The sequence below is a fragment of the uncultured Nostoc sp. genome (genome assembly GCF_964247315.1).
Lineage (GTDB): Bacteria > Cyanobacteriota > Cyanobacteriia > Cyanobacteriales > Nostocaceae > Nostoc.
Genome location: NZ_CAXTTT010000001.1, coordinates 85,753 through 111,740, shown reverse-complemented (window position 1 = coordinate 111,740; position 25,988 = coordinate 85,753). Strand labels below are relative to the sequence as shown.

Annotated in this window: 23 protein-coding genes; 10 read left to right on the top strand and 13 right to left on the bottom strand. The window is 41.7% G+C overall.

What is annotated here, in order from left to right; translation table 11 throughout:
• Positions 1-34: 34 nt before the first annotated feature.
• Both ctpC and ispG read right to left on the bottom strand, forming a co-directional pair.
• Positions 35-1,318 (bottom strand): carboxyl-terminal processing protease CtpC, encoded by a 1,284-nt coding sequence (gene ctpC, locus ACFE93_RS00475; protein WP_375471538.1) that lies wholly within the window; start codon positions 1,316-1,318, stop codon positions 35-37.
• 246 nt (positions 1,319-1,564) lie between these two features.
• On the bottom strand, positions 1,565-2,791 hold the full coding sequence (ispG, locus tag ACFE93_RS00470) for a (E)-4-hydroxy-3-methylbut-2-enyl-diphosphate synthase (RefSeq protein WP_375471537.1): 1,227 nt from the start codon (positions 2,789-2,791) through the stop codon (positions 1,565-1,567).
• Positions 2,792-2,970: 179 nt separating this feature from the next.
• Between ispG and ACFE93_RS00465 the strand changes: the two genes are divergently transcribed.
• Entirely contained in the window at positions 2,971-3,882 is a 912-nt protein-coding gene (locus ACFE93_RS00465) for a hypothetical protein (RefSeq protein ID WP_375471536.1), read from the top strand.
• A 70-nt stretch (positions 3,883-3,952) separates the two neighbouring features.
• A complete protein-coding gene (locus ACFE93_RS00460) occupies positions 3,953-4,987 on the top strand; it encodes an isochorismatase (RefSeq protein ID WP_375471535.1) in 1,035 nt (344 codons plus the stop codon).
• An 81-nt stretch (positions 4,988-5,068) separates the two neighbouring features.
• On the opposite strand, the gene ACFE93_RS00455 is transcribed toward ACFE93_RS00460, so the two are convergent.
• Complete coding sequence (locus ACFE93_RS00455; RefSeq protein ID WP_375471534.1) at positions 5,069-5,962, bottom strand: LysM peptidoglycan-binding domain-containing M23 family metallopeptidase; 894 nt, start codon at positions 5,960-5,962, stop codon at positions 5,069-5,071.
• 202 nt (positions 5,963-6,164) lie between these two features.
• Here ACFE93_RS00455 and ACFE93_RS00450 point away from each other — a divergent pair, with 202 nt between their 5' ends.
• Entirely contained in the window at positions 6,165-7,373 is a 1,209-nt protein-coding gene (locus ACFE93_RS00450; protein WP_375471533.1) for an HhoA/HhoB/HtrA family serine endopeptidase, read from the top strand.
• A gap of 270 nt (positions 7,374-7,643) precedes the next feature.
• On the opposite strand, the gene ACFE93_RS00445 is transcribed toward ACFE93_RS00450, so the two are convergent.
• The 3 genes from ACFE93_RS00445 to ispD all read right to left on the bottom strand — a co-directional run bounded on the left by ACFE93_RS00445 (position 7,644) and on the right by ispD (position 9,641).
• Positions 7,644-7,991 (bottom strand): DUF760 domain-containing protein, encoded by a 348-nt coding sequence (locus ACFE93_RS00445; RefSeq protein WP_104908394.1) that lies wholly within the window; start codon positions 7,989-7,991, stop codon positions 7,644-7,646.
• Between the two features lie 238 nt (positions 7,992-8,229).
• Positions 8,230-8,763, bottom strand: coding sequence for an SMC-Scp complex subunit ScpB (gene scpB, locus ACFE93_RS00440; RefSeq protein ID WP_375471532.1), 534 nt, complete (start codon positions 8,761-8,763; stop codon positions 8,230-8,232).
• A 194-nt stretch (positions 8,764-8,957) separates the two neighbouring features.
• Complete coding sequence (ispD, locus tag ACFE93_RS00435; protein WP_375471531.1) at positions 8,958-9,641, bottom strand: 2-C-methyl-D-erythritol 4-phosphate cytidylyltransferase; 684 nt, start codon at positions 9,639-9,641, stop codon at positions 8,958-8,960.
• 69 nt (positions 9,642-9,710) lie between these two features.
• On the opposite strand from ispD, the gene ACFE93_RS00430 reads away from it, so the two are divergent.
• Positions 9,711-10,670, top strand: coding sequence for a glycosyltransferase family 9 protein (locus ACFE93_RS00430; protein WP_375471530.1), 960 nt, complete (start codon positions 9,711-9,713; stop codon positions 10,668-10,670).
• A 343-nt stretch (positions 10,671-11,013) separates the two neighbouring features.
• Here the strand turns inward: ACFE93_RS00430 and ACFE93_RS00425 are convergent, their stop codons facing one another.
• Together ACFE93_RS00425 and ACFE93_RS00420 are read right to left on the bottom strand one after the other, a co-directional pair.
• Positions 11,014-11,742 (bottom strand): class I SAM-dependent methyltransferase, encoded by a 729-nt coding sequence (locus ACFE93_RS00425; protein ID WP_375471529.1) that lies wholly within the window; start codon positions 11,740-11,742, stop codon positions 11,014-11,016.
• Between the two features lie 439 nt (positions 11,743-12,181).
• Positions 12,182-12,652 carry a CRR6 family NdhI maturation factor gene (locus ACFE93_RS00420; RefSeq protein ID WP_375471590.1) on the bottom strand — a complete coding sequence of 157 codons (471 nt, stop codon included), beginning with the start codon at positions 12,650-12,652 and terminating at the stop codon, positions 12,182-12,184.
• 681 nt (positions 12,653-13,333) lie between these two features.
• On the opposite strand from ACFE93_RS00420, the gene ACFE93_RS00415 reads away from it, so the two are divergent.
• A complete protein-coding gene (locus ACFE93_RS00415; protein WP_375471528.1) occupies positions 13,334-13,780 on the top strand; it encodes a Fur family transcriptional regulator in 447 nt (148 codons plus the stop codon).
• Between the two features lie 187 nt (positions 13,781-13,967).
• Here the strand turns inward: ACFE93_RS00415 and ACFE93_RS00410 are convergent, their stop codons facing one another.
• A complete protein-coding gene (locus ACFE93_RS00410) occupies positions 13,968-16,988 on the bottom strand; it encodes a pentapeptide repeat-containing protein (RefSeq protein WP_375471527.1) in 3,021 nt (1,006 codons plus the stop codon).
• 144 nt (positions 16,989-17,132) lie between these two features.
• Between ACFE93_RS00410 and ACFE93_RS00405 the strand changes: the two genes are divergently transcribed.
• Both ACFE93_RS00405 and ACFE93_RS00400 read left to right on the top strand, forming a co-directional pair.
• Positions 17,133-18,863, top strand: a complete 1,731-nt coding sequence (locus tag ACFE93_RS00405) for a DUF3685 domain-containing protein (RefSeq protein WP_375471526.1) — start codon at positions 17,133-17,135, stop codon at positions 18,861-18,863.
• Between the two features lie 56 nt (positions 18,864-18,919).
• On the top strand, positions 18,920-19,627 hold the full coding sequence (locus tag ACFE93_RS00400) for a diacylglycerol/polyprenol kinase family protein (protein WP_375471525.1): 708 nt from the start codon (positions 18,920-18,922) through the stop codon (positions 19,625-19,627).
• A 463-nt stretch (positions 19,628-20,090) separates the two neighbouring features.
• Here ACFE93_RS00400 and ACFE93_RS00395 read toward each other — a convergent pair whose 3' ends face one another.
• The 4 genes from ACFE93_RS00395 to ACFE93_RS00380 all read right to left on the bottom strand — a co-directional run bounded on the left by ACFE93_RS00395 (position 20,091) and on the right by ACFE93_RS00380 (position 24,400).
• Entirely contained in the window at positions 20,091-21,536 is a 1,446-nt protein-coding gene (locus ACFE93_RS00395; RefSeq protein WP_375471524.1) for a dihydrolipoyl dehydrogenase family protein, read from the bottom strand.
• A gap of 62 nt (positions 21,537-21,598) precedes the next feature.
• Positions 21,599-22,750 carry a threonine-phosphate decarboxylase CobD gene (gene cobD / locus ACFE93_RS00390; protein WP_375471523.1) on the bottom strand — a complete coding sequence of 384 codons (1,152 nt, stop codon included), beginning with the start codon at positions 22,748-22,750 and terminating at the stop codon, positions 21,599-21,601.
• 26 nt (positions 22,751-22,776) lie between these two features.
• Positions 22,777-23,061, bottom strand: coding sequence for an HU family DNA-binding protein (locus ACFE93_RS00385; RefSeq protein ID WP_010998076.1), 285 nt, complete (start codon positions 23,059-23,061; stop codon positions 22,777-22,779).
• 697 nt (positions 23,062-23,758) lie between these two features.
• A complete protein-coding gene (locus ACFE93_RS00380; RefSeq protein ID WP_375471522.1) occupies positions 23,759-24,400 on the bottom strand; it encodes a Uma2 family endonuclease in 642 nt (213 codons plus the stop codon).
• A 126-nt stretch (positions 24,401-24,526) separates the two neighbouring features.
• On the opposite strand from ACFE93_RS00380, the gene ACFE93_RS00375 reads away from it, so the two are divergent.
• From ACFE93_RS00375 to ACFE93_RS00365, 3 genes are read left to right on the top strand one after another with little or no spacing between them, the layout of a single operon-like run.
• Positions 24,527-25,147 (top strand): Uma2 family endonuclease, encoded by a 621-nt coding sequence (locus tag ACFE93_RS00375; protein ID WP_375471521.1) that lies wholly within the window; start codon positions 24,527-24,529, stop codon positions 25,145-25,147.
• 58 nt (positions 25,148-25,205) lie between these two features.
• Complete coding sequence (locus ACFE93_RS00370) at positions 25,206-25,496, top strand: DUF2281 domain-containing protein (RefSeq protein WP_375471520.1); 291 nt, start codon at positions 25,206-25,208, stop codon at positions 25,494-25,496.
• 8 nt (positions 25,497-25,504) lie between these two features.
• On the top strand, positions 25,505-25,945 hold the full coding sequence (locus ACFE93_RS00365; protein WP_375471589.1) for a type II toxin-antitoxin system VapC family toxin: 441 nt from the start codon (positions 25,505-25,507) through the stop codon (positions 25,943-25,945).
• Positions 25,946-25,988: the final 43 nt, after the last annotated feature.

Here is a 25,988-nt window from a genome sequence, read left to right as displayed (position 1 = left end):
TATTCCTAACTCCTCACTATTGACTCCTAACTCTTCATTTTTCTGCTGTAGGTGTACCCTTAACAGCAATTTTTTTACCTATCACTTCCACTGCTTTAGCAAATTGAGGGTCTGCTAAAGTAGCTAGTTTGTCACGTTCGTGGAGCCACAAATCCTCCATCTGCTTTTTGCTCAAATCCACCTTCACATCTGGCGAAATGCCTTTGTGATTGATATCTGTACCATTGGGGGTATAGTAATGAGCAATTGTCACCGCCAATCCTGAACCATCTTCTAAGGGACGCACCGATTGTACTAGTCCCTTACCAAAGGTTTGAGTACCAACCAAAGTAGCACGCTTATTATCCTGCAAAGCCCCTGAAAGGATTTCACTGGCACTAGCTGAACCTTTATCTACCAGCACCACCAATGGTTTAGTTGTCAAGGCTCGTCCGTTTGCTTCTTCTTTTTCTGCCTCTCCTTGGCGTTCAACAGTGGAGACAATCTTACCTTTATCTATCCACATCCGGGCAATATCCACGCTGGAGAAAAGTAAGCCGCCTGGATTACCACGCAGATCGAGAATATATCCAGCTACCTTTTTGTTTTCTAAATTTTTGATAGCGGTTTGCATTTCTTTACCAGCATTGGCGCTGAACTGGTTCAAGCGAATGTAACCAAGATTGCCTGCTGGGGTTTTCTTTTCAGAAAACTTAACTGGATGGATTTCAATTCGCGCCCGTGTAATGTCAAATTGTTTTGTCTTACCGTCGCGCTGAATAGTCAAGTTAACTTTCGATCCTGCCTCACCCCTAATCAAGGATACTGCCTGATTGGTATCCATCCCCTTGGTATCTTTGCCATTAATTTTGAGGATGATATCTTTTGCCAAAACACCAGCTTTAAAGGCTGGTGTATCCTCTATTGGCGCAATTACAACCAATTGCTTAGTTTTTTCATCCTGACTAATGGTGATCCCAATCCCTGTCAATTCTCCAGAGGTATCCACCTGCATATTCTTGAATTCCTCTGGATCCATAAACCTGGTGTAGGGATCTTCTAGCTTTTTCAGCATTTCCCGAATGGACTTATACGCATCCTGCGGATTACTGTAGGACTTGCTCAAGTATTCCTTACGAACAGCCTGCCAATCTACCTGATTAAAAGTACCGTCAACATATTGGCGCTGAACAATTTGCCAAACTTCATCTACTAATTCTTTGGGACTTGCTTTAAATAAAGCCTGACCTCGCGAGTGAATGCCAAGGCTAGTAACAGCGATCGTGGAGAGTGTAACTGCCGTAGCACCCAAAACAAGCCTACTTTTTGTAATCACCATAATGACAGCTGCGTCAGAGGGAAAATTTATAGTCAGTATGCTCAATCTAACACAGGCTACCACTTACAGACCAAGTATGTATTCTTAATTTGAACAAAATACTTGACAATCAGACGACCTTGGTGGTTAAAAAATATAAAGTTTTTAGGGATGGGGCATTGGGCATTAGGCATGGAGCATTGGGCACAAGAGCCAGAGGTGCACAGGGGAAAAACTTGCTGCAACTTCAATTTTCCCCTGCTCCCTTTAAGGTTCTACCCAGCGTTCATCTGCCTTAATGAGGTTAATTAATTCCTCTACACCTTTATCTTCTGGGACTTTTTTAATTTCTTCTCGACCACGATACAAAGAAATATAACCAGGTGTTTTGCCAACATAGCCATAGTCAGCATCTGCCATTTCTCCGGGGCCGTTGACAATACAACCCATAACTGCAATGTCTAGCCCAGTCAGGTGTTTAGTAGCTTCCCGGACTTTGTGCAGCACTTCCTCTAGGTTAAACAAAGTGCGTCCACAGGAAGGACAAGCAACGTATTCCACCATCGTTTTTCGCAATCCCAAAGCTTGGAGAATGCTATAACAGACGGGAATTTCTTTTTCTGGTGCTTCTGTAAGTGAGACGCGAATTGTATCGCCAATGCCATCAGCAAGTAAGGTAGCAATACCAGCCGTGGATTTAATTCGCCCGTATTCGCCATCACCGGCTTCGGTAACGCCTAAATGTAGCGGATAATCCATACCCAGTTCATCCATGCGCTTGGCTATCAGGCGATAGGCGGCTACCATCACCGGGACTCGTGAGGCTTTCATGGAAATTACCAAGTTGTGGAAATCCAAAGATTCACAGATGCGAATGAATTCTATGGCAGATTCCACCATTCCTTCGGGAGTGTCACCATAAGTAAATAGCATCCTCTCTGCGAGAGAACCGTGATTTACCCCAATTCGCATCGATTTCCCTTGATCGCGCAAAGAAACTACTAGAGGTTCTAAGGTTTCGCGGATTTTTTCGCCAATTTCATCAAATTCGGTTTTAGTATATTCAGTGCGATTGATGTTTGGCTTTTCAAACACATACAAGCCCGGATTAATCCGCACTTTCTCTATATGCTTGGCAACTTCCACGGCGATTTTTAGCCCGTTGTGATGGACATCAGCCACTACTGGCACGTCTTGATAAGTTTTTATTAATTTTTGTTTAATTTCCCCTAAAGCTTTAGCATGAGCCATACTTGGCACTGTGACGCGGACAATTTCGCAGCCAATTTCGTGCAGACGACGAATAGCAGCTACGGAACCATCAATATCAAGAGTGTCTTCGTTAATCATTGACTGCACCACAATGGGGTAGCCGCCGCCAATGGTGAGATTTCCCACCTTTACAGGACGGGTTTGACGCCGCTTGATAGTTGTATCAAAGGTGGCTTGAGGTGATGTGATGCTTGAGGTGTTTACTGTGGGCAGAGTTTGCATAACCTGATTAGGTAAATTTGCTGTAGCTAAAATATCAGATTTAATAAATCTCTGTTTCCCAGATTGCCACAGCTAGTGTCTTTTTTGGACGATTAGTATAGAAAAAAATGGAGAAAGTAACAATCCTCTAGTCTTTAGGGAACCCTAGTAAATGAAAAATCTATTGAAAAAGCAGGAATATGGGATTTATAGAAGCAATTTTTGGTGCTGGAGCTATTGTCATGAAGGCAATCCGAACTGTTAATCAAGTAACCAAAAACTATATTGCTAGAGTTGTTAATGAGATTTCGCAAGAGAGAGCCAAAGAAAACCAGGCTACGCCTAGTCCAACACCTATTACTGTAAATATTCAAATTGACATCAAGAATATTGACCTTGAGGAAACGGAACTTGAGAAAAAGCGGGCGCGTGATGGACTGCTAAAGCGAACTGAGCTAGAGAAACTCCAAGAGTTAAAAAAACAACGTGAGGATAAGTTTGAGCAGTGGCAAAAGGCTAAAACTCAAGAAGTCGTAGCCGAACAAGTAAAAAACCCTGATAAATATGAAACATCATTCTTGAACAATGATAAAGTTCACATACTTCAGTTTCACATGGGGCAAGTTGTTCTTGAAAAGCAATGCGGGTGTGGCAGACCAATGTTTTTACAACATAAAAATCGACCTGACAGCAGTTTATTGATGTTAAATGACTTTTTTTGGTCGTGTATTGGCTATTACAATCATGCAAATACTCAATGTAAAGGTACACAGAAATTTTCTACGCAGGATATTGGTTTAATGCATAAAGCAAATGTCTTTGAACTTAAGTTATCAAATGCCGAACTAAGTCAGAGTTTTACACCTAAAAATATCCAAATTACAGTGGTTGATCGTGTTAGACAGCATTTGAAGGTAGAAAATAGCGATGTACTATGCCCCATACATCATGTACCTATGGTCTTACGTGAAAAACGCAATCACTCAGATGTTGTTATAGATATGTTTTACCTGCAATGTCCGCATTTTGGATGTCAACAGCTTGTTAAATTGAAGTCAGCCGCACAAATTGCTGCATTTTTGCACAGTAAAGAAGGAAGGGGAATTTTGTAGTAAAAACTTAGTCAAGTATTATATTTAACTGAGTCAAGCCTAGTAATTATCAACACAAGTGTAGAATTATATGAACACTCAAATAACACCCCAACAACTAATTCCCCCACACTTTAATCCTGAAGAAGTGGGCAAAGTCTGGCGCGTACCTTATCAAGAACGTGCCGCTGAAGCTGAAATCTGGGCAAAACAACACGATATAAAACCAGCATCTTTAGATAAAACTCGTATTTGCCTACTATTAATTGATGTCCAAAACACCTTCTGCATTCCCGGATTTGAATTATTTGTAGCTGGGAAATCCGGGAATGCGGCGGTGGATGATAACCTCAGATTATCTGAGTTTATCTATCGAAACTTGGGAATAATTACGAAAATTGTACCAACTCTAGATACTCACACTGCAACGCAAATCTTCCATCCAATCTTTTGGGTGAACGCTGCGGGAGAACATCCCACTCCAGCAGCAACTAGCATCACACCAGCAGATATTCAACAAGGTATCTGGAAAGTCAACCCAGCAGTTGCTAACAGTGTTACTAATGGGGATTATGAATTATTAGAAAAACACGCTTACCATTACCTTAAGCAACTCAGTCAAGATGGTAAGTATCCCCTTACTGTTTGGCCTTATCATTCTATGTTGGGTGGTATCGGTCATGCTCTAGTTTCATCGATAGAAGAAGCGATATTTTTTCACGGCATTGCGCGTCAGAGTCAAACGCAATTTGAAATCAAAGGTGAAAATCCTTTAACAGAAAATTATTCCATCTTACGTCCAGAAGTATTAGAAGATTTTGAACAACGTCCACTTGCTCAAAAGAATACGCTGCTGATTAAACAACTTTTAGAATATGATGCAGTAATTATTGGTGGTCAAGCTAAAAGTCACTGCGTCGCTTGGACAATTGACGATTTATTAACAGAAATTAAACAGGTAGATGCTACTCTGGCGAAAAAAATCTATCTACTAGAAGATTGCACTTCCCCCGTTGTTGTCCCAGGTGTTGTGGACTATACAGAACAGGCAGATGCCGCATTTACAAGGTTTGCAGAGGCAGGAATGCACATCGTCAAATCTAGCGAATTTGGGAATTGGGCATAGGGCATGGTGCATTGGGCATTGAAGTTTAGTAGTCTCCCTTGTCCCCTATTCGCTATTTCCTACTCCCTACTTCCCATTTCTTCATTTCTTCAAATAACCCTTGGGATCTTGTGCTACCCAACCCAGGGATGAGCTAGAACGCACTTCAAAATGGAGATGCGGTTGAGTGGATGTTGGTTTTCCACTAGTGCCTACCGTTCCTAGTAAGTCTCCTTTTTTCACTTGTTGACCGACAGTAACTTTGATACTGTCAAGCTGGGCGTAGCGGCTTTGAAGTCCGCCACTGTGGTTAATAACGACCAACTTGCCATAAGAACCTTGCTCGCTGGCAAAGGCTACAGTTCCAGGTGCGATCGCTAGCACATTAGTACCAACTGGTGATAATAAGTCAACACCACTGTGGAAGAAAACTTCACCTGTCGCAGGATTAATTTGCCAGCCGTAAGCTAATCCCACAGTTGCCACTTGTGCTAAGGGATATCCAGACAAGGATGCACGGTTTGGTGTACCTGCATCAGTAGGCAAAGGGGACTTAGTTACAACACCATTGGGCGACCAATTTACCCCCGGAACAAACACGATTCTGGGGTTTTGTTGGCAGCCATTCACCTCAAACAGGCTATCAGCACGAACTTTGTATTGTGCCGCCACTTGTCGCCATGTTTGACCGCGAGGCACTTCGACTACAATCCCATTGTAGGGAGGAATCTGAAGCACACTACCAACGGCGGCAGCTGCACCATTCTGCAAAGCTGGATTCATGCCAATAATAGTTGTCGGAATGAGATTGTAGCTCTGCGCTATGCTCTCCAAAGTTTCGCCACGAACAACTTTATGGCGTTGGAAGCGAGATAGGGCTGGAGTTGAGCAACCACCCACAGCAGCCTTAGCACTGTTTGAATATGGCAGTATGCTTACTAGGCCCAAGGCGCTAACTAAGCTACAGAGAAACAGTTGACGAAAGGGTAAAGTCATGTACACAGGTCAATAGCGCATTAACTTTAGATTTTAGATGGGAAGAATGGGAATTGGGGAGCAGGGGAGCAGAAGAGGATAATTAATGCCCAATGCCCCATGCCCAATCCCTAATTTCTCGTAAATTGATCTGTCCACTTGCCGTTAGCTTGACTACACTTAGAAATTAGCAACTGCATTGCTGTTCTTGAGCAAAACAATTATGAAGTTATCCTTAAAGCAACTGGCGGTTTATGTATTTTTACTGGTAATTGGCGGTGGTGCAGGTTTGTTTGGCAGTCGCTATCTCATACCGCAAAATCGCTCGTTCCAACAGTTAAGAAATGTAACAATGGCTTCGCCTCCAGAATCCGTAGTTCCAAATTCTTCTAATGGAGCGACTGGGCCTACTGGTGGTGATAACCTGAATTTTATTGCGACAGCAGTGCAAAAAGTTGGCCCGGCTGTAGTGCGAATTAATGCCACTCGCAAAGTAGCCAATCCCATCTCTGATGCTTTAAAAAATCCCATATTGCGGCGATTCTTTGGAGAGGATGACCAACCAATTCCTCAAGAACGCATTGAGCGCGGTACAGGATCGGGATTTATTTTGAGCGAAGATGGAGAATTACTCACCAACGCTCATGTAGTGGCAGATACAGATACAGTACAAGTTACCCTCAAGGATGGTCGGAGTCTAGAGGGGAAGGTGGTAGGAGTTGATTCTGTGACAGATGTGGCGGTAGTGAAAATAAAAGCGAATGATTTGCCGACGGTAAAACTGGGCAATTCGCAAAACCTGATCCCAGGACAATGGGCGATCGCTATTGGCAATCCTCTGGGTTTAGATAATACTGTTACTATCGGCATCATCAGCGCTACCGATCGCACTAGCACTCAAGTTGGTGTCCCAGATAAGCGAGTCAGCTTTATCCAAACTGATGCCGCAATTAACCCTGGTAATTCTGGTGGGCCCTTATTAAACGCTCAAGGCGAAGTGATTGGTATTAACACTGCCATCCGTGCTGATGCTCAAGGACTCGGTTTCGCCATCCCCATTGAAACCGCCGCCCGCATCGCCGATGAACTTTTTACTAAAGGGCGTGTGGAACATCCTTTCTTGGGTATTGAAATGGCAGACCTTTCTCCCATCAGAAAGCAGCAGATTAATCAAGAAAATCAACTGAATATTCAGCAGGATGCTGGAATTGTGATTAAAGGAGTCACAGATGATTCCCCAGCCAAGCGTGGAGGACTGCTTCCTGGAGACGTGATTCAAAAATTTAATGGTAAATCGGTCAAAACTTCAGCCCAAGTTCAAAGGCTGGTAGAGTCGAGCAAAGTTGGAGACATTATAGCTATCGAAGTCAACCGCAGCGGTAAAAATCAAACCTTTAAAGTCCAATCAGGAGCTTATCCTGAAAGGAAGTAGTCAAAATAATTCGTAATTCGTAATTCGTAATTCGTAATTCGTGCTTACAAGATGCTCTCTAGGAGACGCTAAAAGCGTAGCTTGCTTCTCTGAAAGAGTACGCGAACTCGCTAAAGTTGTGTTATCAATGGAAGATTTAACTTTCCATAAATATCTTGTTGACCACTAAATTTTAATTCAGTGTCGACTACTATACCTTTTTTAATTACGAATTACGAATTAGTGATTATTTAGTCAATAGTCCCAGAATGTTTGATTACTGACTATTAATTATTGACCATTAGACAAATGCTCTAACTGCATTCTCTGTTCCATCTGGCGCAAAAAATACCCCGTCATCATAGCTGACGCTAGAAGTCCAGCTAAATTCTCCCGATCTGTTGTGATTTGCACGTTGAAATTTTCTGCCGGGAGCATTCCCACTAGCCCTTGGACATTTTGCGAGATGATTTGTTTAATTTCGGGGCTGGCGGACTGAGCAATCCTAGCTAAAACATCAGGAGACTGATGCTGTAGATATTTGAGTAACTGATTAGGGTATTCCTCAGAGTGGTCGGAAAGAAGTTGATTCGGGTGTTCCTCGGAGTTGTCATTCAAAAAGTCAGGATTAAACACCATTGGCAGTTTTATTTAGCTTAATTGCTAACTCTACTCTAAACCATAGTACAAGGGTAGCGCATTCACCACAGGTATAAGTCAAGAGAAGGGGGAATTGGGCATTGGGCAAAACAGTTCCTCTTTTTCGAGTTCCTCGGCAAGCGAGTAAACAAGTGAGATTCCCCACTCAGGACTCAGCACTCAACACTCAGCACTCCTGAAGGGCATTGGGCATTGATTATTTTTTTTATCTCCCTCATCACCCTACTCCCTTTAGTTCTAGTTCTAGTTCTAGTTGTTCTTCCTTCTGGCTGGTAGAAAGTATTTGCGGGAGTTGTTCGATTTGGAAATACTGATGAAATTTTGGTGTTACTTGGAGTGAGTAGGAGCGAGAATCGCTGTCTCGGCGTTTGCGGATGAAACCAAGTTCGACGAGTTCTGGAACATGTTGATATACTCCCGAACCGCGCAAGTTAATTAAGTCGCTCTGGAGTATGGGACTATTAAGGGCGATCGCTGCTAAAGTCCGCAATGCTCCTACACCCAATTCTACTGGTATCATTGTTTGCACTAGATCGTGAAAGTCAGATCGTAGTTGCAAACTGTAACCATCTGGGGTTTCTATGACCTCTAGAGCGCTATCTCGGTGGGCATAGTTGTCCATAAGTTCAATTATGCCTTCTTTGACAGTGGCGCGATCGCACGCGGCATACTCGGCGATTTCGCCGAGCGACAAGGGTTTACCCTTTAAATAGAGAATTGCTTCTATCTTCGTCGCTGTGGCTGTAATCATTTAGTAATTAGTCGTTAGTCATTGGTCATTAGTCATTGGTCATTAGTACATGACAACTAACAATCAACAAGTGTGTGGCATTATATCGTAAATTGTCAAAGTATTTTTTAAAACTTTTAAATTTGGCATTGGGATTAGAAAAGAGGTGACAGGTGACAGGGAATAATCTTTACCCTATTCCTTTCTTCGCTTCCTCAAAAGCCTCTACTTGTAAGAATAAATTCTGCGATCGCTAAATCTTGTGGAGTGGTTACTTTTAAATTTGTCTCTTCTCCCTCGACAATTCGGACTTCGATGCCGCACCTTTCAAATAAAGCAGCATCGTCTGTTACTTCCCAACCTTGACGGACTCCTTCAGCATGACACTGTTTCAACAACTTGACATCAAATCCTTGGGGAGTTTGTGCCGCCCATAGTTGTCGTCTGTCGGGTGTATCTTGAATTATGCCTTGCTCATCAACGACTTTGATGGTGTCTTTGACGGGTACACCAGCAATTAAACCGGGACAGTGGTAAATGGCCTCGGCACAAGAGTTAAATAAATCTGGTGTGGCTAGGCATCTAGCACCATCGTGAATTAACACTTGTTCTGCGGCTATTGGCAGAGATTGCAAGCCATTGTAAACAGATTCTTGGCGGGTAGAGCCGCCTTGAATCAATTCCACTGGTTTAGTCAGCTTTAGATCGGCGATAATTGCTTTGAACTCTGGCCAATCGTTAGACTGAGAAATAATCCCGATCCAACTGATTGTACTGGCGGCTTCTGCGGCTAATAAAGTCCAAGCAATAATTGGTTGCGATCGCACGAGTAGCAGGAGTTTATTGCGGTTACTACCCATTCTTTTTCCGATTCCCGCAGCTGGAATTAGTAAATACACAGAATTCCTCAATCTTTAAGCTATATATTTTCCCCTAAAATAGGGAGCGAGTAAGCGTCAATAAATATTATGCGAGTAGTAGCCCTTGTACCTGGCGGAATTGGCGACCAAATTCTCTTCTTTCCGACTCTAGATGACCTGAAGCACCATTACCCTAACGCTCAGATAGATGTCGTTGTTGAACCCCGGTCAAAGGCTGCCTACCGAGTGAGCAAGTCAGTTCACGAGGTGCTGAACTTTGATTTTAATGACCGTAACAGTCTGGCAGATTGGGGTAATTTAGTGGGGACAATTCGCGATCGCGAATACGATGTTGCCATTGCTGTTAAGCAAAATTGGTTGGTTGGTCTTTTACTCTGGTTGACGGGAATTCCTATACGTATTGGCTACCAAGGCAAAGGATCGGGTTTTCTTACCCATGCTGTGCCGTTCAAACCATCCCAATATGCGGCAGCAGTATATCACGACTTGCTGCAACCGTTGGAAATAAATAGCCCTGTCCCAGAATTAACAGTAAATGTGCCAAAACCAGATATTGAGTGGGCACAAAAGGAACAAAAACGTTTAGGGGTTCATGAAACAGGTTATATCTTGATTCATGGCGCTTCTGGCCAATTATTACAGGCTAAAGAACTAGATAAAATCTACCCTGTCGAGAATTGGCAGCAAATTATTCAAGCCTTCCAACAAAAGCAGCCCGATTTACCTGTGGTGGTGATTAAGGGACTTGATGATGAGCTGTTTGTGCGATCGCTTCTGGAGTCTTCTCCAGAAATCAAGGTAACTGCCCCAGATGATATTGGTAAGTTAACTGCCATAATTGCCGGGGCAAATTTGATGTTATCTACTGATAGCGCAGCACTACAACTGAGTGTTGCAGTTCAAACCTATACCATTGCTGTATTTGGCCCTAGCAATCCAGCTAAGTTGTTGCCGAAAAACGATAAATTCCTCGCTATTGAATCCCTCACGGGAAAAACGGCGGATATTTCACCAAACACAGTTTTAGAGAAAATTTGGGGTGGCTAAACCAGTAGTTTTCCCAAACTTAGATACCTAGAACAGAGAGTAAGTCTCAAAACCTCTCTCTTTACAGGAGAGAGGTGAATGTATATTGCATACAAATGAAAAGCTCTATAATTTATCACTCAGCCGTTGTCACAAGTTGGGAGCGGCTTTCAGTTTTTATTTAGACAAATCGATCTATTCTAAGGGAGCATCCCAATGCAAGCCAAAACACACAGGACTGCTACAAAAACCCTGTACAAACCTCTTTACTTTGCGTCCTTGGCGGTTCGTTATTTCATTCTCCGCCTAAGTCCAAATGCTGTATAAAAATAAACTTGCACATTTGGGATGCTCCCTTTATTAATTAGAGGCAAGCAATAAATGTCCAGCTTGCCATATATGTTCCCACAAATATACTGGGATAATCAGCATTACTATCGGAAACAAACCAGTCAGGAGTCGCTTTCTGCTGTCGAACTCTCTTTTCTAAACCAATTTGTAAAGATATATTCTCGTGAACAATTTTTGCATTAGCAATTTCTAGCATTTTCTCTATTGACTTTTGTAGCCACTCTGCTCGAACAAACAAAGTGTGAGATGGATGATCGCCGTAGCAAAAAGGTACAATGAGAACAAGATATCCTTTGTCGTTTAGTATTTTATTCAGGCAAAATTGAATAATTTCTTGATCGTCTTTTTTTTCTTGGGTATCTTTGTTAATGCTGTGAAATAATAAACCCGCTAGCACGACTGCATCAAATTTTTGATTATCTTCAACAAGTTCAGACAGGAAAAGCGATAAATCTTTGGTAACAAACTTTCTATTTGGGTAGAGTTTTAAACATTGTTCAATAGCTAATTCACTGTGATCGACTCCTAGATAGTCACATCGAGCCGGAAGATATTTGCTTAAAGCCCCATTACCGCATCCTAAATCTAATAAAGAGAATGAGTTTTCTGGAAAAGCGTTACTTAAAAAACCACCTGTAGGTGTGTATCGGGTGACATTCTCCGGGGATTCAAAGTAAGAATAATAGTCATCTTGAAAACGTTCTTCTTCAGATGTTGCACGCTCAGGTACTAAATTTTTCATTCCAAAACCCTCATTTTCTCAAGCTTGTTTAATTACAAAATTGCTCTTTCAGGATCTTGCGAACTACTGAAAGCACTTTAATGAACAAGTATAAAAGACAACTTGTTATTTTCCCTGTATAAGAAACAGGTTTCTATTCTCAGCATATTTGCTATAGTTAATTTAAAAAATATCTTTTTAGATAGATAAAAATTTCATCCTTAGAGGATGTTTGAAATATCGCAAAATATAGTATAGAGCAATACGATTCAGTTAAGTTTTTGGTATTGATTTCGGCAAATAAAGGCGCAAAATTATACTTCGTGTCGATGCGCTAACGCTTCTCTACAGAGGATTTAGGGCTTAACTGAACGATATTACAATCTAAGAATAATAACCTCACATAGTCCACTAAAATGAGGAAAATTTTCTCAAAACTCTTCCATGACCTATTAACTATTTAAAATATTTCAAAAAAAGCATCATCTAATTCATAACCTAGAATTTGCGCCATAGACTTTAGCCGCGAGAGGCTGGGGATATCTTGCTGTTTGAGCCAGTCACCTAAAATAAAGATTTTGTGCATCAAAAATATCTCTAAGGCTTCAGGATTGTATTGAATGCCTTCTTGGGAACTAAACTGGTGTGGTACAAGCATGGCGGCATAACGGGCAAATTCGCCAGTTTTCCAATCTAGTAAAAATGGCAACCAGGGATATTTGGCATCTAGACGCACAAACCACAGCCGCACCTCTGGAATTTCTGAAAGTTCTCGTGGGTCGCCAGGTTGGAGATCGTAATTGACATCAAAGTGTAGCTGCTGTTCGTGGGATGCAACCCCATCTTGCAGCAGTTTTTCAATCACCGTTGATGCAGGGGACAGATCCAGCTTGTTAATGAAGTCATTATTGAGTGCGATCGCAATTGTCATTGATTCAGCAGCCACTTTCTTGATGCTCAACTGTAGGATCGAGAATATACAGTAGCAGCTTTCAGGGATTGACGCTACATTAACTTTTGATAGCACAAAGTCTTCTTAATAAATCAATTAGTATTTACTGATACTTTTTTGCTGATAATTTCGTCAATCTATACAAAGTTTAAACATAAGTCTGACCTGGCTCAAATTTATTTGATACTTTTATTTAATTTTCGCTGGTTATAACAAATATACATCCATTAATAGCCTTGATATGAGCCACTGGTGATGGCTGCGGTAAATACTCGCCTACGCGACTCACTTCACCGATGTTTACTAAAATTAAATGTTACTTTTATCATTGCTATAATTACTCGCATCTAATAAATAATTACTACACGATTAATATGGTACGCCATTAGAATCAACCTACTTGGGCAAGACAATGGCTGCCCCAAGGTGGACATTTACAGCAATTTTAAGTTAAAGTTGTAATGAGTTTGTTTTAGATTAAAGTCTGACAAAATAGCCGTCAACAAGCAAAAAAAATCATAATCGCACCTGTCACTTCCCCAGCATCAAAAGCCAAAACATAAGTGCAGGTAAAACAGCAGTGTGCAATATCATTGCATATATTAAATAACCAATAAACATTTAGATTGGAAAATTCCCCAACAGTTAATAAGCTGTAATATGCAAAAACAAACAATTACTACAAAACCAATTCGTTCCTTAGAAGATGCGCTTGAGCGTTGTCAAATCCTGGGTATGCGCGTCAGTCGTCAGCGCCGCTTTATTCTGGAATTACTTTGGCAAGCAAATGAACATCTTGCTGCAAGAGAGATTTACGATCGCTTGAACCAAGAAGGTAAAGAAATCGGTCATACCTCTGTTTATCAAAATTTAGAAGCATTATCGAGTCAAGGCATCATTGAGTGTATTGAACGTTGTGATGGGCGTTTGTACGGCAATATTAGTGACTCTCACAGTCATATCAACTGTGTGGATACAAATCAAATTCTTGATGTTCATGTGGAACTACCAGAAGATTTGATTCACAAAATTGAAGAAGAAACAGGAGTGCGGATTACTGACTACAGTATTAACTTTTTTGGCTACCGCAATCCGCAGGAGGGCTAGTACCGCAAGGCGGAAGTCAAAAATCAAAAGTCAAAAGTCAAAAGTTTTATAGAATAAGCTCTAAAGAGCTTTTCAATGGTCTGCTTATTTACGCCGTACTGTGCTAGGGATTGGGGAGCAGGGGAGCATAGGAGAAGTTGTAGTAAAGTTTATACCCCTCTGCCTCTTGTGCCCAATGCCCAATGCCCTATTCCCCAATCGAATTATTGCCAAAAACTGTCTCATCATCGGCATCCTCATCATCTAAATCTACTGACAAAATTGTGCCTTCACAGCTTTCAATTAGTCCGATTGCAGGAGTTTTGTTCCAATTAACGTTTGTGTTTGGTGTAATTTTTACGGTGTTTAAAAAGGGTTGCTGCGATCGCAAATGTTTCAATATTTGAAAGGATTCTTTAGAGAATAGGGCACCATTATCAGCGGCCAATTTTTTGTCAGTCGCAGCAAGGATGGCGTCAAATAAGCAAGCGTTGGTAAGATTGGCAGAATTAAGATTTACCCCCATCAGGTTTGCCTGTTGCAGGTTTGCGCCTGTGAGATTTGCCTGCTGTAAGTTTGCGCCTGCGAGGTTTGCCTGTTGTAGGTTTGCGCCTGCGAGGTTGGCTTGTTGCAAATTGGCTTCAGCCAAATTCGCCCCTGTTAATTCCGCGTTAGATAAATTTGTTTGCTCAATATTTACCCCAGTTAACATTACTTGCGATAAAGAGGCTCCCGATAAATTGAGTCCAGCCAAAGACTTGATTCGGGTTACAAAAGCACTTTTATGCAAAACCGTTGTCCTAGCAATTAACACACTTAGCACTTCTGGATTGAATTCTGTCAAATTGACTGGGTTCCCACAAGGCCAAAATGGAACTTTTGTTTCTCGGTAGCAAGCACAAAGCAATAAAAACACATTCAGTCCCACAGCAGCATTCACCTGTTCAACATTCACAAGGTTTTGCAATGTGTGAAAACTAGTCAAAGCGTTATGGGCTATCCCTTCATCTAACCAACGTCCTTGACAGTAAGCACGCCAGAAAGATAAAAGACGTTGAAACAGAACTTCAAACGAAAATTTGTGCTTTTGTTGGCGACGCAATCCGGCGATCGTTAGTTCTTCAATTTCTTGGCTAAGTATCCCGTAACCTAGTAAATTATAAATATTCTGGGCTACGCTACTGAGAGAATCAAGTACAAAAGTGGGCGTACCATAAGCTTCATCTTGGTACTGAGTCAGAAGTTTAAGTTGAGCAGCAATCGCATCTGCACAAAGAGATTCTCCTAACTTGAGATGCGAAAACTCAATTAAACTACTTTTTGCTGCGCTTTCGCCTGAGCTTTCTACATCCCAAATTTTAAAATAAAATGCTGGTAAACTATTAAATTCACCAGCTAGATTAATTTGATGACGTTGCGAGTGTAAAATTTTGAGAGCGATCGCTTGCATCTGTTCGAGTAAATCTTGGGGATGACGACCGGCGAGTAAATTAGCGATCGCTTCTGGAGTCCGGTGGATATGAGCCGTACCCGAACGCAGTAGCATTGTTTTGCTCCCACCACTTAGCGGATAACCCAACAACCATCGACTCAGGCGATGATGAATTTCCGATAACAGAAAAGACTTTTGGGTATTAGCAGCTAACTGCAACAGTTCATCATCTAGCAATCCCTCGCGGTGCAAGATGCCCAATAAATGTAGCATTAGGGGTTGACGGACAAGAGCAGATAATTCTCTTAACTTTGATTGGCTGGTAAATAACCCTGCCTGTTTGAGAAATGTAAAGAAATTTTGAGTAATCGGCAATGATTGCACTTTTGCCCACTGTTGAAACCATTGTTTGAGTTCGTCCACATCCAACGGCTGAATAATAATTCGCCTCAACAACAATAGGGGTAGTTCGGAAATGATTTCTGGTAATATCTTTGACCGACTCGTTAACACAATTTTGTGCCGATGCTGAGATTGAAAGTTCAGTAATTGCTGAATAAAAATTGCTTGTGCCCTGATACCCCAAGCAGAATGGGGCAATTCATCCAAACCATCCAGCAGCAACAGACAAGGCAGATTTTCTTGCTCTAACCAAGTTGAAAGATTAACCAAAAAGGCAGAATTTAGAGTTTCGATCAGAGTTTTACCGTATTTTATATCTCGTAACCTAATTACTATAGGCATCCAAATAGGGTATAATTCCTGTGCTACCTGTGCTGCCCAAAGTTGGCAAAAACTAGTTTTTCCATAACCAGGTTCCGACTCAATAACAGCGATCGTTTCTAGATCGGTTAGCTGTTGCTGCGCCCATATTTTTAAATCAACTGGTTTAACAGCTTTTTTATCTTGTTCAGAAATATTTTCCTCTATTGGTAAGCCTTTTTGTGGCACATAAATATCCTTAAGAGCAAAGGATTCCGTTAGCAAAGGTATACTGAGGTTTTTAATCAAACTTGCACGGTAATGTTCTCGGTGCAAATCAATTTTCTCACCGACTGTAGAACCAACTTCTGGGGTAATGAAACTGGGAGATAACGAAATCCCCAAACGGAAAAATTTTTGCAGTTGGGCTAAAGGTGCAGCATTCTCGGTGACGACTACCAGTATGTCACCAGGAAGTGAGTTGACCAAACGCTGTATTAGGAGTTTCGCTTCCGGTTCTTCTGCACCATTGGCAACTAACCAAGCTATAACAGCGTTATTTATTTGTTGCACCAGTAATGAATCTGCAACTGAAGACAGTGCTTGTTCAGCTTGAGTATCAGTCAATTTACCTGGGCTGAGAGTTTTCAGCAATCCTTGTAGTTGTGGTTCTTGGAGAATGAATTTACCTAAATCCTCTTTAAGTATATGTGGTTGTACGGGTATAATTGCCCGGTCTAACCAGGGTTTTTGTAGGCTTGCTTCCTGGTCTAGAATTGCTTGCAAAGCCTGGAGATAGGCAATTTGAAACGCTAACCATGTGCCTTCGTTACGTTTTAAGGGTTTTTTTTGGCTAAGGCTACGTAACAGTTTTTCTGTCAACTGGGAAATGACACTGATTTCTTCCCAAACAATACTTAAGGGCAGTTCTAAAACCTCTACTAAGGTACAGATATCAAAAGGAATTAGGCTTTTGACTTCCATATCCTGAACAATATGGTAGGCAATACCTGCTAATTGCCCCTCTGAAAAGCCTTTGATTTGATTGATTGCGATATGGCGTTCTGCCAACCAGTGCCGAATACTCAGGTTCATTTAATTACACAGTGAAGGCTGCATAAGGCAATTATGATCGATTTATCAGTTTGCGAAAACAGGTGACAATGGGGAAGACAAAGTTTTGTATCAAAGCTATTTTCTGATTGGTAAAAAAACAGTGCTGATGTAATTGAGTGGATTATGAGCGATCGCCCTCTAAAATTATTGTTAATCGACCAAGACCCGATTTTTCGTCTAGGATTACAGGTAGCCTTAGAAGCGATTCCTAACCTAGAAGCGATCGCAGTTGTAGAAAGTGACACCATTGCCTTGCAGATTCTAGCAGAAATTGCTGAAAAAGACCCTAATCAGGTAAATTTGGTAGTTTTGGAATTCGGTAATAGTCGCTCCACTACTAGTCAACAGCTAGGTTTACAATTCTGTCGGCAAATCAGAGCGTTATATCCCAATCTACCGATTTTGCTCCTCAGTTCTGTGCAAGAACAAGGACTGCTATTAGCTGCGAAATCTGTTGGTGTAAATGGCTACTGCCCCAAAGGTACACCACTTCCTGAGTTAGTCGCCGCCATGCAAGAAGTTGCAGATAGTGGTTCCTATTGGTTTCAGGACACGCAAGCAATAATAACTCCTAATTCCCCACTCCCCTTCTCTAAACTGCGAAATAATTTGCGTTTGTCAGGAATTGCTAACATTGACGCTACCCTAGCCGCAGTAACAGCACAATTACAAATTCCTGGATTAGCAGTACTAGATCGAGCCATTCTAGCTGGACAGCGGCGAGAACTGCTAGCGGCTCGTTGGTTGCTAAATCGGTTGTTGGTTTCATCACAAGAAAGGCAAGAGGAACAGATTCTAGTTGCTGGTGAGCCGCCTTTGATTCCTCCATTAAGCAGTGCCATTCAGCAAAGGCAAACCGGATCGCCTTTACTTAGTCCGGGAACCCTACAATCTGCCTTGTTTACATCTTGCGTTAATAAGCTTCAATTTCCTTTAAGAAATGTCACAGATATACCTTTAGAAATTGACATTTTTCGTGAAGATAAAAAACGAGAATTACTTTATCTCATTTTACAAAAATTGGCTGAACAGTTGGATGATCTGCGTGCTTCTCAAATAGAGATAAATCAATTATATGAACTAAAAAATACCTTAATAAGTGATTTATGGCAAGCAGCCATTATAAATTTTTTTGGGAAGTTTTCTCGGATAAAAATAGTTAATCAAAATGTAGAAATTGTTAATTTATTGCTGCGAAATATAGAGATTGTGCAAAGAGATATTCTCAATAAAATTCCGTTAATTCGTGAGTTGTATTCTTATCTTTTATTTCAAACAGAATTGAACATTGATAATACCTCCTATCCAGTAGTGAGCACCGAAGCCAAGTCGCAAGCATTAATGATTTTAGAGAACTTGTTGATTCAGGTAGCGAATGGAGTAGTGCAACCACTGTTAAATTCTTTAGCAGATGTAGAAGAGATCAAGCAAAACTTTTATGGACGTGAATTGATTTCTACAAGAGAAATTGAACGGTTTAGAAATGATTTATCATGGAAATATAGATTAAAAAATTATATAAATGAGCCAAAAGCAGTTTTTGAAAGTCGGTATGAGCTATTTGTAATTGCGCCTCGTGGCATTGCCAATACTTCAGTTTATGCTCCTCGAAATCAGGAGTTAGTAAAACTTTCTAATATTCCTTTAGTAGTGACATTGCTCCTAGAATTTAGTGATGCGATCGCACCGCGTTTAAAATCACTATTAGCTGTTTTCGGTAGCGGTATAGTTTTTATCCTTACCCAAATAGTTGGTCGGGGTTTGGGTTTAATCGGTCGTGGTATTCTTCAAGGTATTGGTAGCGTTTCGTCACTAGAAAAGAACTTTAGACGAAATAGCGATCGACCTAAGTGAACCAGCAAAGCAGAGGGGCAGCTTTCTGTAAGTCTTTCTCCAATGACAAATGACAAATGACAAATGATTTTATCGGGCTAGCAATTTCTTATGTTTACGCTATCAGTCTGCTTGTGATTGGCGAGGGATTGCGTAAGCTGTTTGGTGTGAAGCCGGATTTGACCCGCAAGGTAATCCATATTGGTGCAGGGATGTGGGCTTTCGGCGTCCTGCTACTGTTTAGAAACTGGGAAATCGGAATTATACCTTTTGCTACCTTTATCGGACTGAACTACCTGTTTTACCGTTACCGAATCATCGGCGCAATGGATACCCAGGATAGCTCACCCGGTACAGTTTATTTCGCTATCTCAGTGACACTGCTGTTCGGGCTACTGTGGCGACCAGAGGGGCCAGTAGATAGCGCTCCAATTGCTGTAGCAGGGATAATGGCGATGACCTGGGGTGATGCACTAGCAGCATTAATTGGTAAGCGCTTCGGGCAGCATAAATACCAAGTGGGAAGTTCTATACGTTCCTGGGAAGGTTCAGCAGCAATGTTTGTGGCGAGTACAGTAGTAATTTTCTTGGTGCTGTTACTGCTACCTGGTTCGTTGCTGAGTCCCCTCGCAACGCCTTTAAGTTTAGGATGGGCATTGTTGACGGCGGTGGTAACTGCTACTTTTGCAACCCTAGCAGAGGCAGTCTCGCCCCACGGCACAGATAACCTCAGCGTACCTCTAACAGCGGCGGGAGTAGTTTGGATTTTCATGCAGGGTTTTTAAGGCACTCCCAATTACCTCGTTTGCAGTCTAAGACTAGAATTTCAGGCACTCATAATGTAGATTCTCAATAAAAACGGCTATTTCACTGCGATGTCTGCGGCGGGCTGTGACGCTCGACGGCTCGCTAACGTAGTGCTATCGGTATCGCACTATTAAATCGGTGATTTATACCCCTAATTTTTAGCACCTAACTTTGGAGTACTACTCCTTCATACTACAATACTACTATTTTGAAGTTTGCAGTGTACTGAGATGCTTGGCTGTGCTAACTATGAAAGCAAAAGACCCTTTTAAAACATCCTTTAAGCTCAATTTTGAGGGATACTCCCCAATTCTGATGACGTTGCGTTTGCAATCAAGGTGCTGTCAATATTGGCAAAGACAGCGAGAACTGCAAAGTCAGTAATAATATCAGCACCTTCTTTAAGTTATTATAGTGACAACTCTGTGCGTAAATGCTAATTCAATTGCGGCAGAAATGGAAGAAGCTTTCTAAAAACTCTTGCAAAGGAATGTTGGTATTTAACTTTTGCTTACTCCACTCTCTTGCAGTTCGTTCCAAAATTTCTGAGAAACTGGGATAGGCAGGAGATAAATTTGCTAGATGTTTGACTTTAATTTTTTGTGATATTGCTAGGGCAATCAAATTAATTAATTCGCCAGCTTCTCCCCCCAATATCGAAGCTCCCAAAATTTCGCCGTTGTCTAGCACAATTAATTTACACATACCAGTGGTTTCGTCCCGAAGTTGGGCTGCTGCCACTGTTTTAAAATATTGTCGCAAAACTAAAATTTTATCTCGGCTAAATAGGCGTTTTGCCTGTGCCTCTGTCAAACCCACTTGTGCCAGCATCGGCACAGAAAACATCGCCCAAGGAATGGAGCGATAATCTACTCGCAACCTGGGGAAAAAGAGTGCATTCTTCAGCGCAATTTTTGCTTCATAATTAGCGATATTGGCAAAGTCGTAACCACCAATTACATCACCACAAGCATAAATGCGGTGGTTAGTGGTTTGCAGCTTATCATTCACAACTAAGCTACGCCGATGCCATTTCACACCTACTGTTGCCAGATTTAAAGATTCAAGATTCGGCTGTTGTCCAGTCGCCACTAAAATTTCATCAGTTTCAATGGCCTTATCTCCTGCTTGAATCCACTTTTTATTCTCAATTAGCCTCACCTGAGTTACTAGTTTTTTGGTGAGAACGCGTACACCTTCGACTTCCAACTGCGCCTGAAGCAATATGGCTATCTCAGGGTCTAGATATGGAAGAACATAAGGATGCTTGACTACCAGCGTCACACTGCAACCAAATCTTGCTAAAGTTTGAGCGATTTCAATGCTTTGGGGAATTCCACCGATAATTACCCAATTTTTGGGTAATGTCGTTCCCTGTAAGGATTGCCAAATATTAGAAAGGGTTAGATAGCCAGTGGTTTGCAATCCTTCAATCTCAGGAATTTCTGGACGCGAACCACTAGCCAGCAAATAAGTACGAGCGCGTAGTAGGCGATTGTTAACGGCAAAAGCCAATTGGGGTAAAGATTGAAATTGACCACTGCCAACGAGCACATCGACTCCCTGCGCAGCTAAGATGGCAGGGGAATGCTGTTCTTGGAGATTTGAGGCGACGCATTGAGCATACAGCATCGCTTCTTGCCATGCCATAGATATGTGGCATTCTTCTGAGGTATCAGTGTGTGTGGCATGAATACTAAAACCAGCCGCATCCTTCAACTTCTGTGCTAGTTTACCAATTTCGGTAAGAGCATGGTGATGAGTAAACCCGTAGTCTACTTTGGGTTGTACCAGGGCTACTTTAGCACGTAGTTGGGTTGCAGCAAGGGCAGCGTAGTATCCAGCAAGACTGCCGCCAATAATTACAACATCGTAGTCAATTGTCATTTGTCATTTGTCATTTGTCATTGGGCATGAAGGAGAATGAAAAATTAGCTCATCTCCCTCATCTACCCTACTCCCCACTCCTCACTTAGCATTGAGCTTAATGCTGTTAGTAAGCGTTGGTTATCGGACTCTTCACGTACAGCAACCCGGAAAAAGCGATCGCCTAGTTCTTTAAAACTAAGGCAATCGCGGATTAAAATCTGGTGATACTTGAGTAATTGTTGCTGTAACTGGGAAGTAGATTCTTGGGACTCAACCAGTAAAAAGTTAGCAGCACTTGCTTGGGGTTGAAATCCTGGGATTTCATTTAAACCCTGAAATAGTTGGTTTCGTGCAGGTGGTAGCCATTCCCAAGTTTGCTGCTGAAACTCCGTATCCTGGAGTGCTGCAATTGCCGCCGCCACCGCTAGCGTGTTTACAGGCCAAGGATCGCGCCATAGCTGCCATTTAGCTAGGCAGTCAGGATGTGCGATCGCATATCCCAATCGCAGTCCTGGGAGACTGTAAAATTTGGTCAGCGATCGCAACACTACTAAATTTGGATATTCCTGCACCACCGAAATCAGGCTTTGTTCCTCATTGGGCGGCACAAAATCCATAAATGCTTCATCCACCACAACCAAAGCAAATTGCTCCAGGTAGGGCAAAATAGACTCCCGCGAAAATAGCTTTCCGGTTGGGTTGTGGGGGTTATTCAGCAATAGTCCACAGTGAGTGCTGTTAGCGGAAGCGGGGCGTTTAGCCCGTGCTGTTAGCGGAAAGCTAGGGTTTAGCCCGTGCTGAGTGCTGAGTAAAACTAGTAACTCAGCACTCGGCACTCGTCGCTCAGAACTAATCAGGGGACACTCCAGCACTTTAGCGTTGTACGCTGCCAAGGTTCGGTAGTAGTCGCCAAAGGCTGGAGTGATTAAAATTGTTGCGGCTAATTGAGCTAATTCCCTACCGATTAAAGTGAGTAATTCTGCGGAGCCGTTACCCGGCAGAATCCACTCAGACGGCAGTTGATGGAAGTGACTGAGAGCTAGTCTCAGTTCACTATAATTTGGATCTGGATAGTGCTTAAGATTACCAATTTGGGACTTAATAGCAGCGATCGCGCTATTTGGAGGTCCCAACGGGCTGATGCTAGCAGAAAAATCCAGAATAGCATCAGGGGGACAGCCAGCCAGTGCTGCTGCCCAGGCTAAATTTCCCCCGTGTGCAGGTTGCCGCATTAAAAAAGGGTTCCCGAAGACAGAACCTATGCTTTTGGGGGTGCTACCTTTTCTCTAAACAGTTTTCCTGCCGAAAAGGCAGGAACCCTCGTCGCTGGAATTTCCATTTTTTCATTTGTTTTCGGGTTGCGACCTTCACGGGCTTTACGTTCCCGTGATTCAAATGAGCCAAATCCCACCAACGTTACCTTATCACCAGAGGAAACCGCTTCAATAATCGTTTCCAAAGCGGCAGTTAAGACTGCATCTGCTTGTTTCTTGGTAACACTAGCCTTTTCAGCCACGGCATCAACTAATTCACCTTTGTTCATGTCAAACTCCTGAAGGTTTACTTGAGATTTTAGTACGGACGCACATTAATACATCCGTACTGAAATCTTTGCTTGCGGATATACAAAAATCAGCCTTTGGGAGTATTTTTACTCAAAACGGCTGTACATCCCATCGGCTCGACTTTTCAATGAATCATTCTAAGGTGTTGTAGCCTGATGTGGATAGATGAAACCATTAATTTATATAGATTTCAGGATTTTTTGTAATTTTAGGGTACTTGTTTCGTTAAAAACCACCTCAAAAGTAGGAAAAAATACTTAGTAAATCCCGTAATTGCAAAAAAACAGGGGAGTCAGGAGGTGGGAAATGGTCAACGTTTGTTGGCATTCATTACCGATGTTGAAGAGTTATTGCTGAGATTAACCAATTTTTATGGAAATTGAAGGCTCAGGTTCGCGATCTCTCTAAAAAGTCGGGGATTTTGCTCACTTTTCATGTGATGTGGAAAATCCAATGCGAAATTTAACCCCATAGGAAGCTTCTTTAGTCGGAAAGGGGTAAAAATTAAAGCTTCTCCCCTACAAGGCTATCCATTAGTCACATCTTTCTTAACATTTGTGGGGCGATCGCTGCAACAACTTCTTCTGGTGCATCCGTTACGCCTCTAACTGTCTCCATCTACTTTGGGATTATTTATTTTTTGCAAGTCCCTTATAAGAAAAATGCCGGAGTGAGTCAATCCCTAGCAGAAATTTTTTGTTGCACCCAAGCCCGAAAAGCACGAGTAGTAGCAATTTCCCCATTCTTCTTCGCTTCTTGGATAAATTGAGGAATCTCCTTCACTGGCACAGGCGCAAAAGTAGGGCTGGTTTCGACTTCTGAGTATTGCCCACTTACAAGCGTGTAGACTCGCAACACACTGCCGTTATAACGCCAAAATTCAGGAACTCCCATCGCAGCATAAAGCCTCAGCTTGTCTATTGCAGACCTGGAATATTCCACTTCAAGCACCAAATCAGGGGGCGGGTCGGTGGCGAGGTCAATATTTTCTTTATCTCGAACTAATGCTTCATTTTGGATGTAGTAGCTACTATCTGGCTCGGCTCCCCGCTGCAAATCATCCCGCGTTAAAGTTAATGAACCAGCGCGTCTAATTTCCCAGCCCAACTCTTCGCACAGTACGCCAACAAAACCTTCAATTACACGGTTTGAGTTCTCGTGCGGCATCAGTGGGATTATAATTTCTACGGTTCCATTGTCATAAGCCAGTCGGGAGTTACGATCTGAACCCATTTCAGCCAGCATGGTTTTAAAAGTTTGCCAGCTGATGTTGTGGAGTAAAACCCTATTTTCTGCGGATGTTGTTATTGCCACCATAGTTCAGTTCTTTGCAACAAACCTTTTCCAGTACTGTACCCATTAATATTACTGTTAAGGTTGAATGTGAATCGAGCCAAGGCAAAGAAGCGGTATGACCGAAACGACTACTAAGGGCGATAAATTATGACTCAAGTCATACCCAAACTAGTAACCTTTGAAGATTTTGCAGCATGGCGGCCCGAAGGCGGAAGATACGAATTACATGATGGCGTGATTGTTGAAATGGCACAACCAGTCGGAGACCATGAAGATGTTGTAGGTTTTGTAGCAAGAAAACTAATAGTAGAATTTGACCGATTAAATTTACCTTATACAATCCCCAAAACTTCGCTGGTAAAACCAACTAAGTCGGAATCTGGCTACTCCCCAGATGTGCTATTACTCAATCGCCCTAATTTGATAAATGAGCCGCTATGGAAAAAAGAATCAACTGTAAGCCTTGCAGCATCAATTCCTTTAGTAGTTGAGGTAGTTAGTAACAACTGGGATGATGACTACTACACAAAACAGGGTAAGTATGAGAGTATTGGGATTCCTGAATACTGGGTTGTAGATTATCTCGGTCTAGGTGCTAAAAAGTTCACTGACAATCCCAAACAGCCTACTATATCTATTTATCAATTAATCGATGGTGAATACCAAGTTACTCAATTTAGAGGCAGCGCTAACATAGTCTCGCCTACTTTCCCGGAATTGAATTTAACCGCTGAACAGATTTTTCAAGCTGGAAGTTTACTAACGTAGCCACAAATCTATTTGCTGTTTTATGCTACTAAAAAATGTCAGTTAAAGAAGCGTGAATATGAAAATAAAAGAACAACTTATCAAAGAAATCGAATCAGCACCAGATGCACTTTTGACTGAAACACTTAATTTTTTACGTTTTTTGAAAACAAAGGAAACCCAAGTGCAATCAACACAACATCTAGTAGAATCTGCTAGTCATACTACTGTTCATTCTACAGGAAGCACACTTTTAGAACATTTGAAAACTATAGGTACTTGGGAAGGTGACGACTTAGAGGAGTGTCTGAAGCTAGTAATTGCTAGCCGTGGTCAAGCAGAGTTTAATGAAGATAATCCTTTTGAATAATGTAGCTAATCGATACAAATCACTGTAGTCTAGCTATTTTAGGTAATGTCAATATATTAAGTCGCCTTGCTGAGATTGAAAACAGTCTAGTTTCAACTTGTGTCATTGTGCAGGGAGAATTAATAGATATGGCAGCACGTTCTCAAAAACAACAAATTAATTTAGCATTAGTAAGAAATTTTATTACAGGTATTTATATTTACAATATTGACCAGGAAACTGCTAATACTTATGGTCAACTCAAAGCTGCTTTATTCAATCAATTTGCACCAAAAGAAAAAAGTAAACGCAGAAAAACTAAAATAGCTGATTTAGGTTTTGATGAAAATGATTTGTGGATTGCTTCTATTGCTCTGCAACAAAATCTCACTATTGTCTCAGCCGATAGCGACTTTCAACGTATTCAACAAGTAAGAACATTATCTATTGAATCTTGGTTTACAAGCTGAAAACTTATATTTTTTCAAATCTTTTTATAGTATATGAGAACTG

What these genes read in the sequence shown, in the direction of transcription:
- ctpC (WP_375471538.1), bottom strand. Translation starts at nt 1,318, where the DNA reads ATGGTGATTACAAAAAGTAGGCTTGTTTTGGGTGCTACGGCAGTTACA.
- ispG (WP_375471537.1), bottom strand. Translation starts at nt 2,791, where the DNA reads ATGCAAACTCTGCCCACAGTAAACACCTCAAGCATCACATCACCTCAA.
- ACFE93_RS00465 (WP_375471536.1), top strand. Translation starts at nt 2,971, where the DNA reads ATGGGATTTATAGAAGCAATTTTTGGTGCTGGAGCTATTGTCATGAAG.
- ACFE93_RS00460 (WP_375471535.1), top strand. Translation starts at nt 3,953, where the DNA reads ATGAACACTCAAATAACACCCCAACAACTAATTCCCCCACACTTTAAT.
- ACFE93_RS00455 (WP_375471534.1), bottom strand. Translation starts at nt 5,962, where the DNA reads ATGACTTTACCCTTTCGTCAACTGTTTCTCTGTAGCTTAGTTAGCGCC.
- ACFE93_RS00450 (WP_375471533.1), top strand. Translation starts at nt 6,165, where the DNA reads ATGAAGTTATCCTTAAAGCAACTGGCGGTTTATGTATTTTTACTGGTA.
- ACFE93_RS00445 (WP_104908394.1), bottom strand. Translation starts at nt 7,991, where the DNA reads ATGGTGTTTAATCCTGACTTTTTGAATGACAACTCCGAGGAACACCCG.
- scpB (WP_375471532.1), bottom strand. Translation starts at nt 8,763, where the DNA reads ATGATTACAGCCACAGCGACGAAGATAGAAGCAATTCTCTATTTAAAG.
- ACFE93_RS00430 (WP_375471530.1), top strand. Translation starts at nt 9,711, where the DNA reads ATGCGAGTAGTAGCCCTTGTACCTGGCGGAATTGGCGACCAAATTCTC.
- ACFE93_RS00425 (WP_375471529.1), bottom strand. Translation starts at nt 11,742, where the DNA reads ATGAAAAATTTAGTACCTGAGCGTGCAACATCTGAAGAAGAACGTTTT.
- ACFE93_RS00420 (WP_375471590.1), bottom strand. Translation starts at nt 12,652, where the DNA reads ATGACAATTGCGATCGCACTCAATAATGACTTCATTAACAAGCTGGAT.
- ACFE93_RS00415 (WP_375471528.1), top strand. Translation starts at nt 13,334, where the DNA reads ATGCAAAAACAAACAATTACTACAAAACCAATTCGTTCCTTAGAAGAT.
- ACFE93_RS00410 (WP_375471527.1), bottom strand. Translation starts at nt 16,988, where the DNA reads ATGAACCTGAGTATTCGGCACTGGTTGGCAGAACGCCATATCGCAATC.
- ACFE93_RS00405 (WP_375471526.1), top strand. Translation starts at nt 17,133, where the DNA reads ATGAGCGATCGCCCTCTAAAATTATTGTTAATCGACCAAGACCCGATT.
- ACFE93_RS00400 (WP_375471525.1), top strand. Translation starts at nt 18,920, where the DNA reads ATGACAAATGATTTTATCGGGCTAGCAATTTCTTATGTTTACGCTATC.
- ACFE93_RS00395 (WP_375471524.1), bottom strand. Translation starts at nt 21,536, where the DNA reads ATGACAATTGACTACGATGTTGTAATTATTGGCGGCAGTCTTGCTGGA.
- cobD (WP_375471523.1), bottom strand. Translation starts at nt 22,750, where the DNA reads ATGCGGCAACCTGCACACGGGGGAAATTTAGCCTGGGCAGCAGCACTG.
- ACFE93_RS00385 (WP_010998076.1), bottom strand. Translation starts at nt 23,061, where the DNA reads ATGAACAAAGGTGAATTAGTTGATGCCGTGGCTGAAAAGGCTAGTGTT.
- ACFE93_RS00380 (WP_375471522.1), bottom strand. Translation starts at nt 24,400, where the DNA reads ATGGTGGCAATAACAACATCCGCAGAAAATAGGGTTTTACTCCACAAC.
- ACFE93_RS00375 (WP_375471521.1), top strand. Translation starts at nt 24,527, where the DNA reads ATGACTCAAGTCATACCCAAACTAGTAACCTTTGAAGATTTTGCAGCA.
- ACFE93_RS00370 (WP_375471520.1), top strand. Translation starts at nt 25,206, where the DNA reads ATGAAAATAAAAGAACAACTTATCAAAGAAATCGAATCAGCACCAGAT.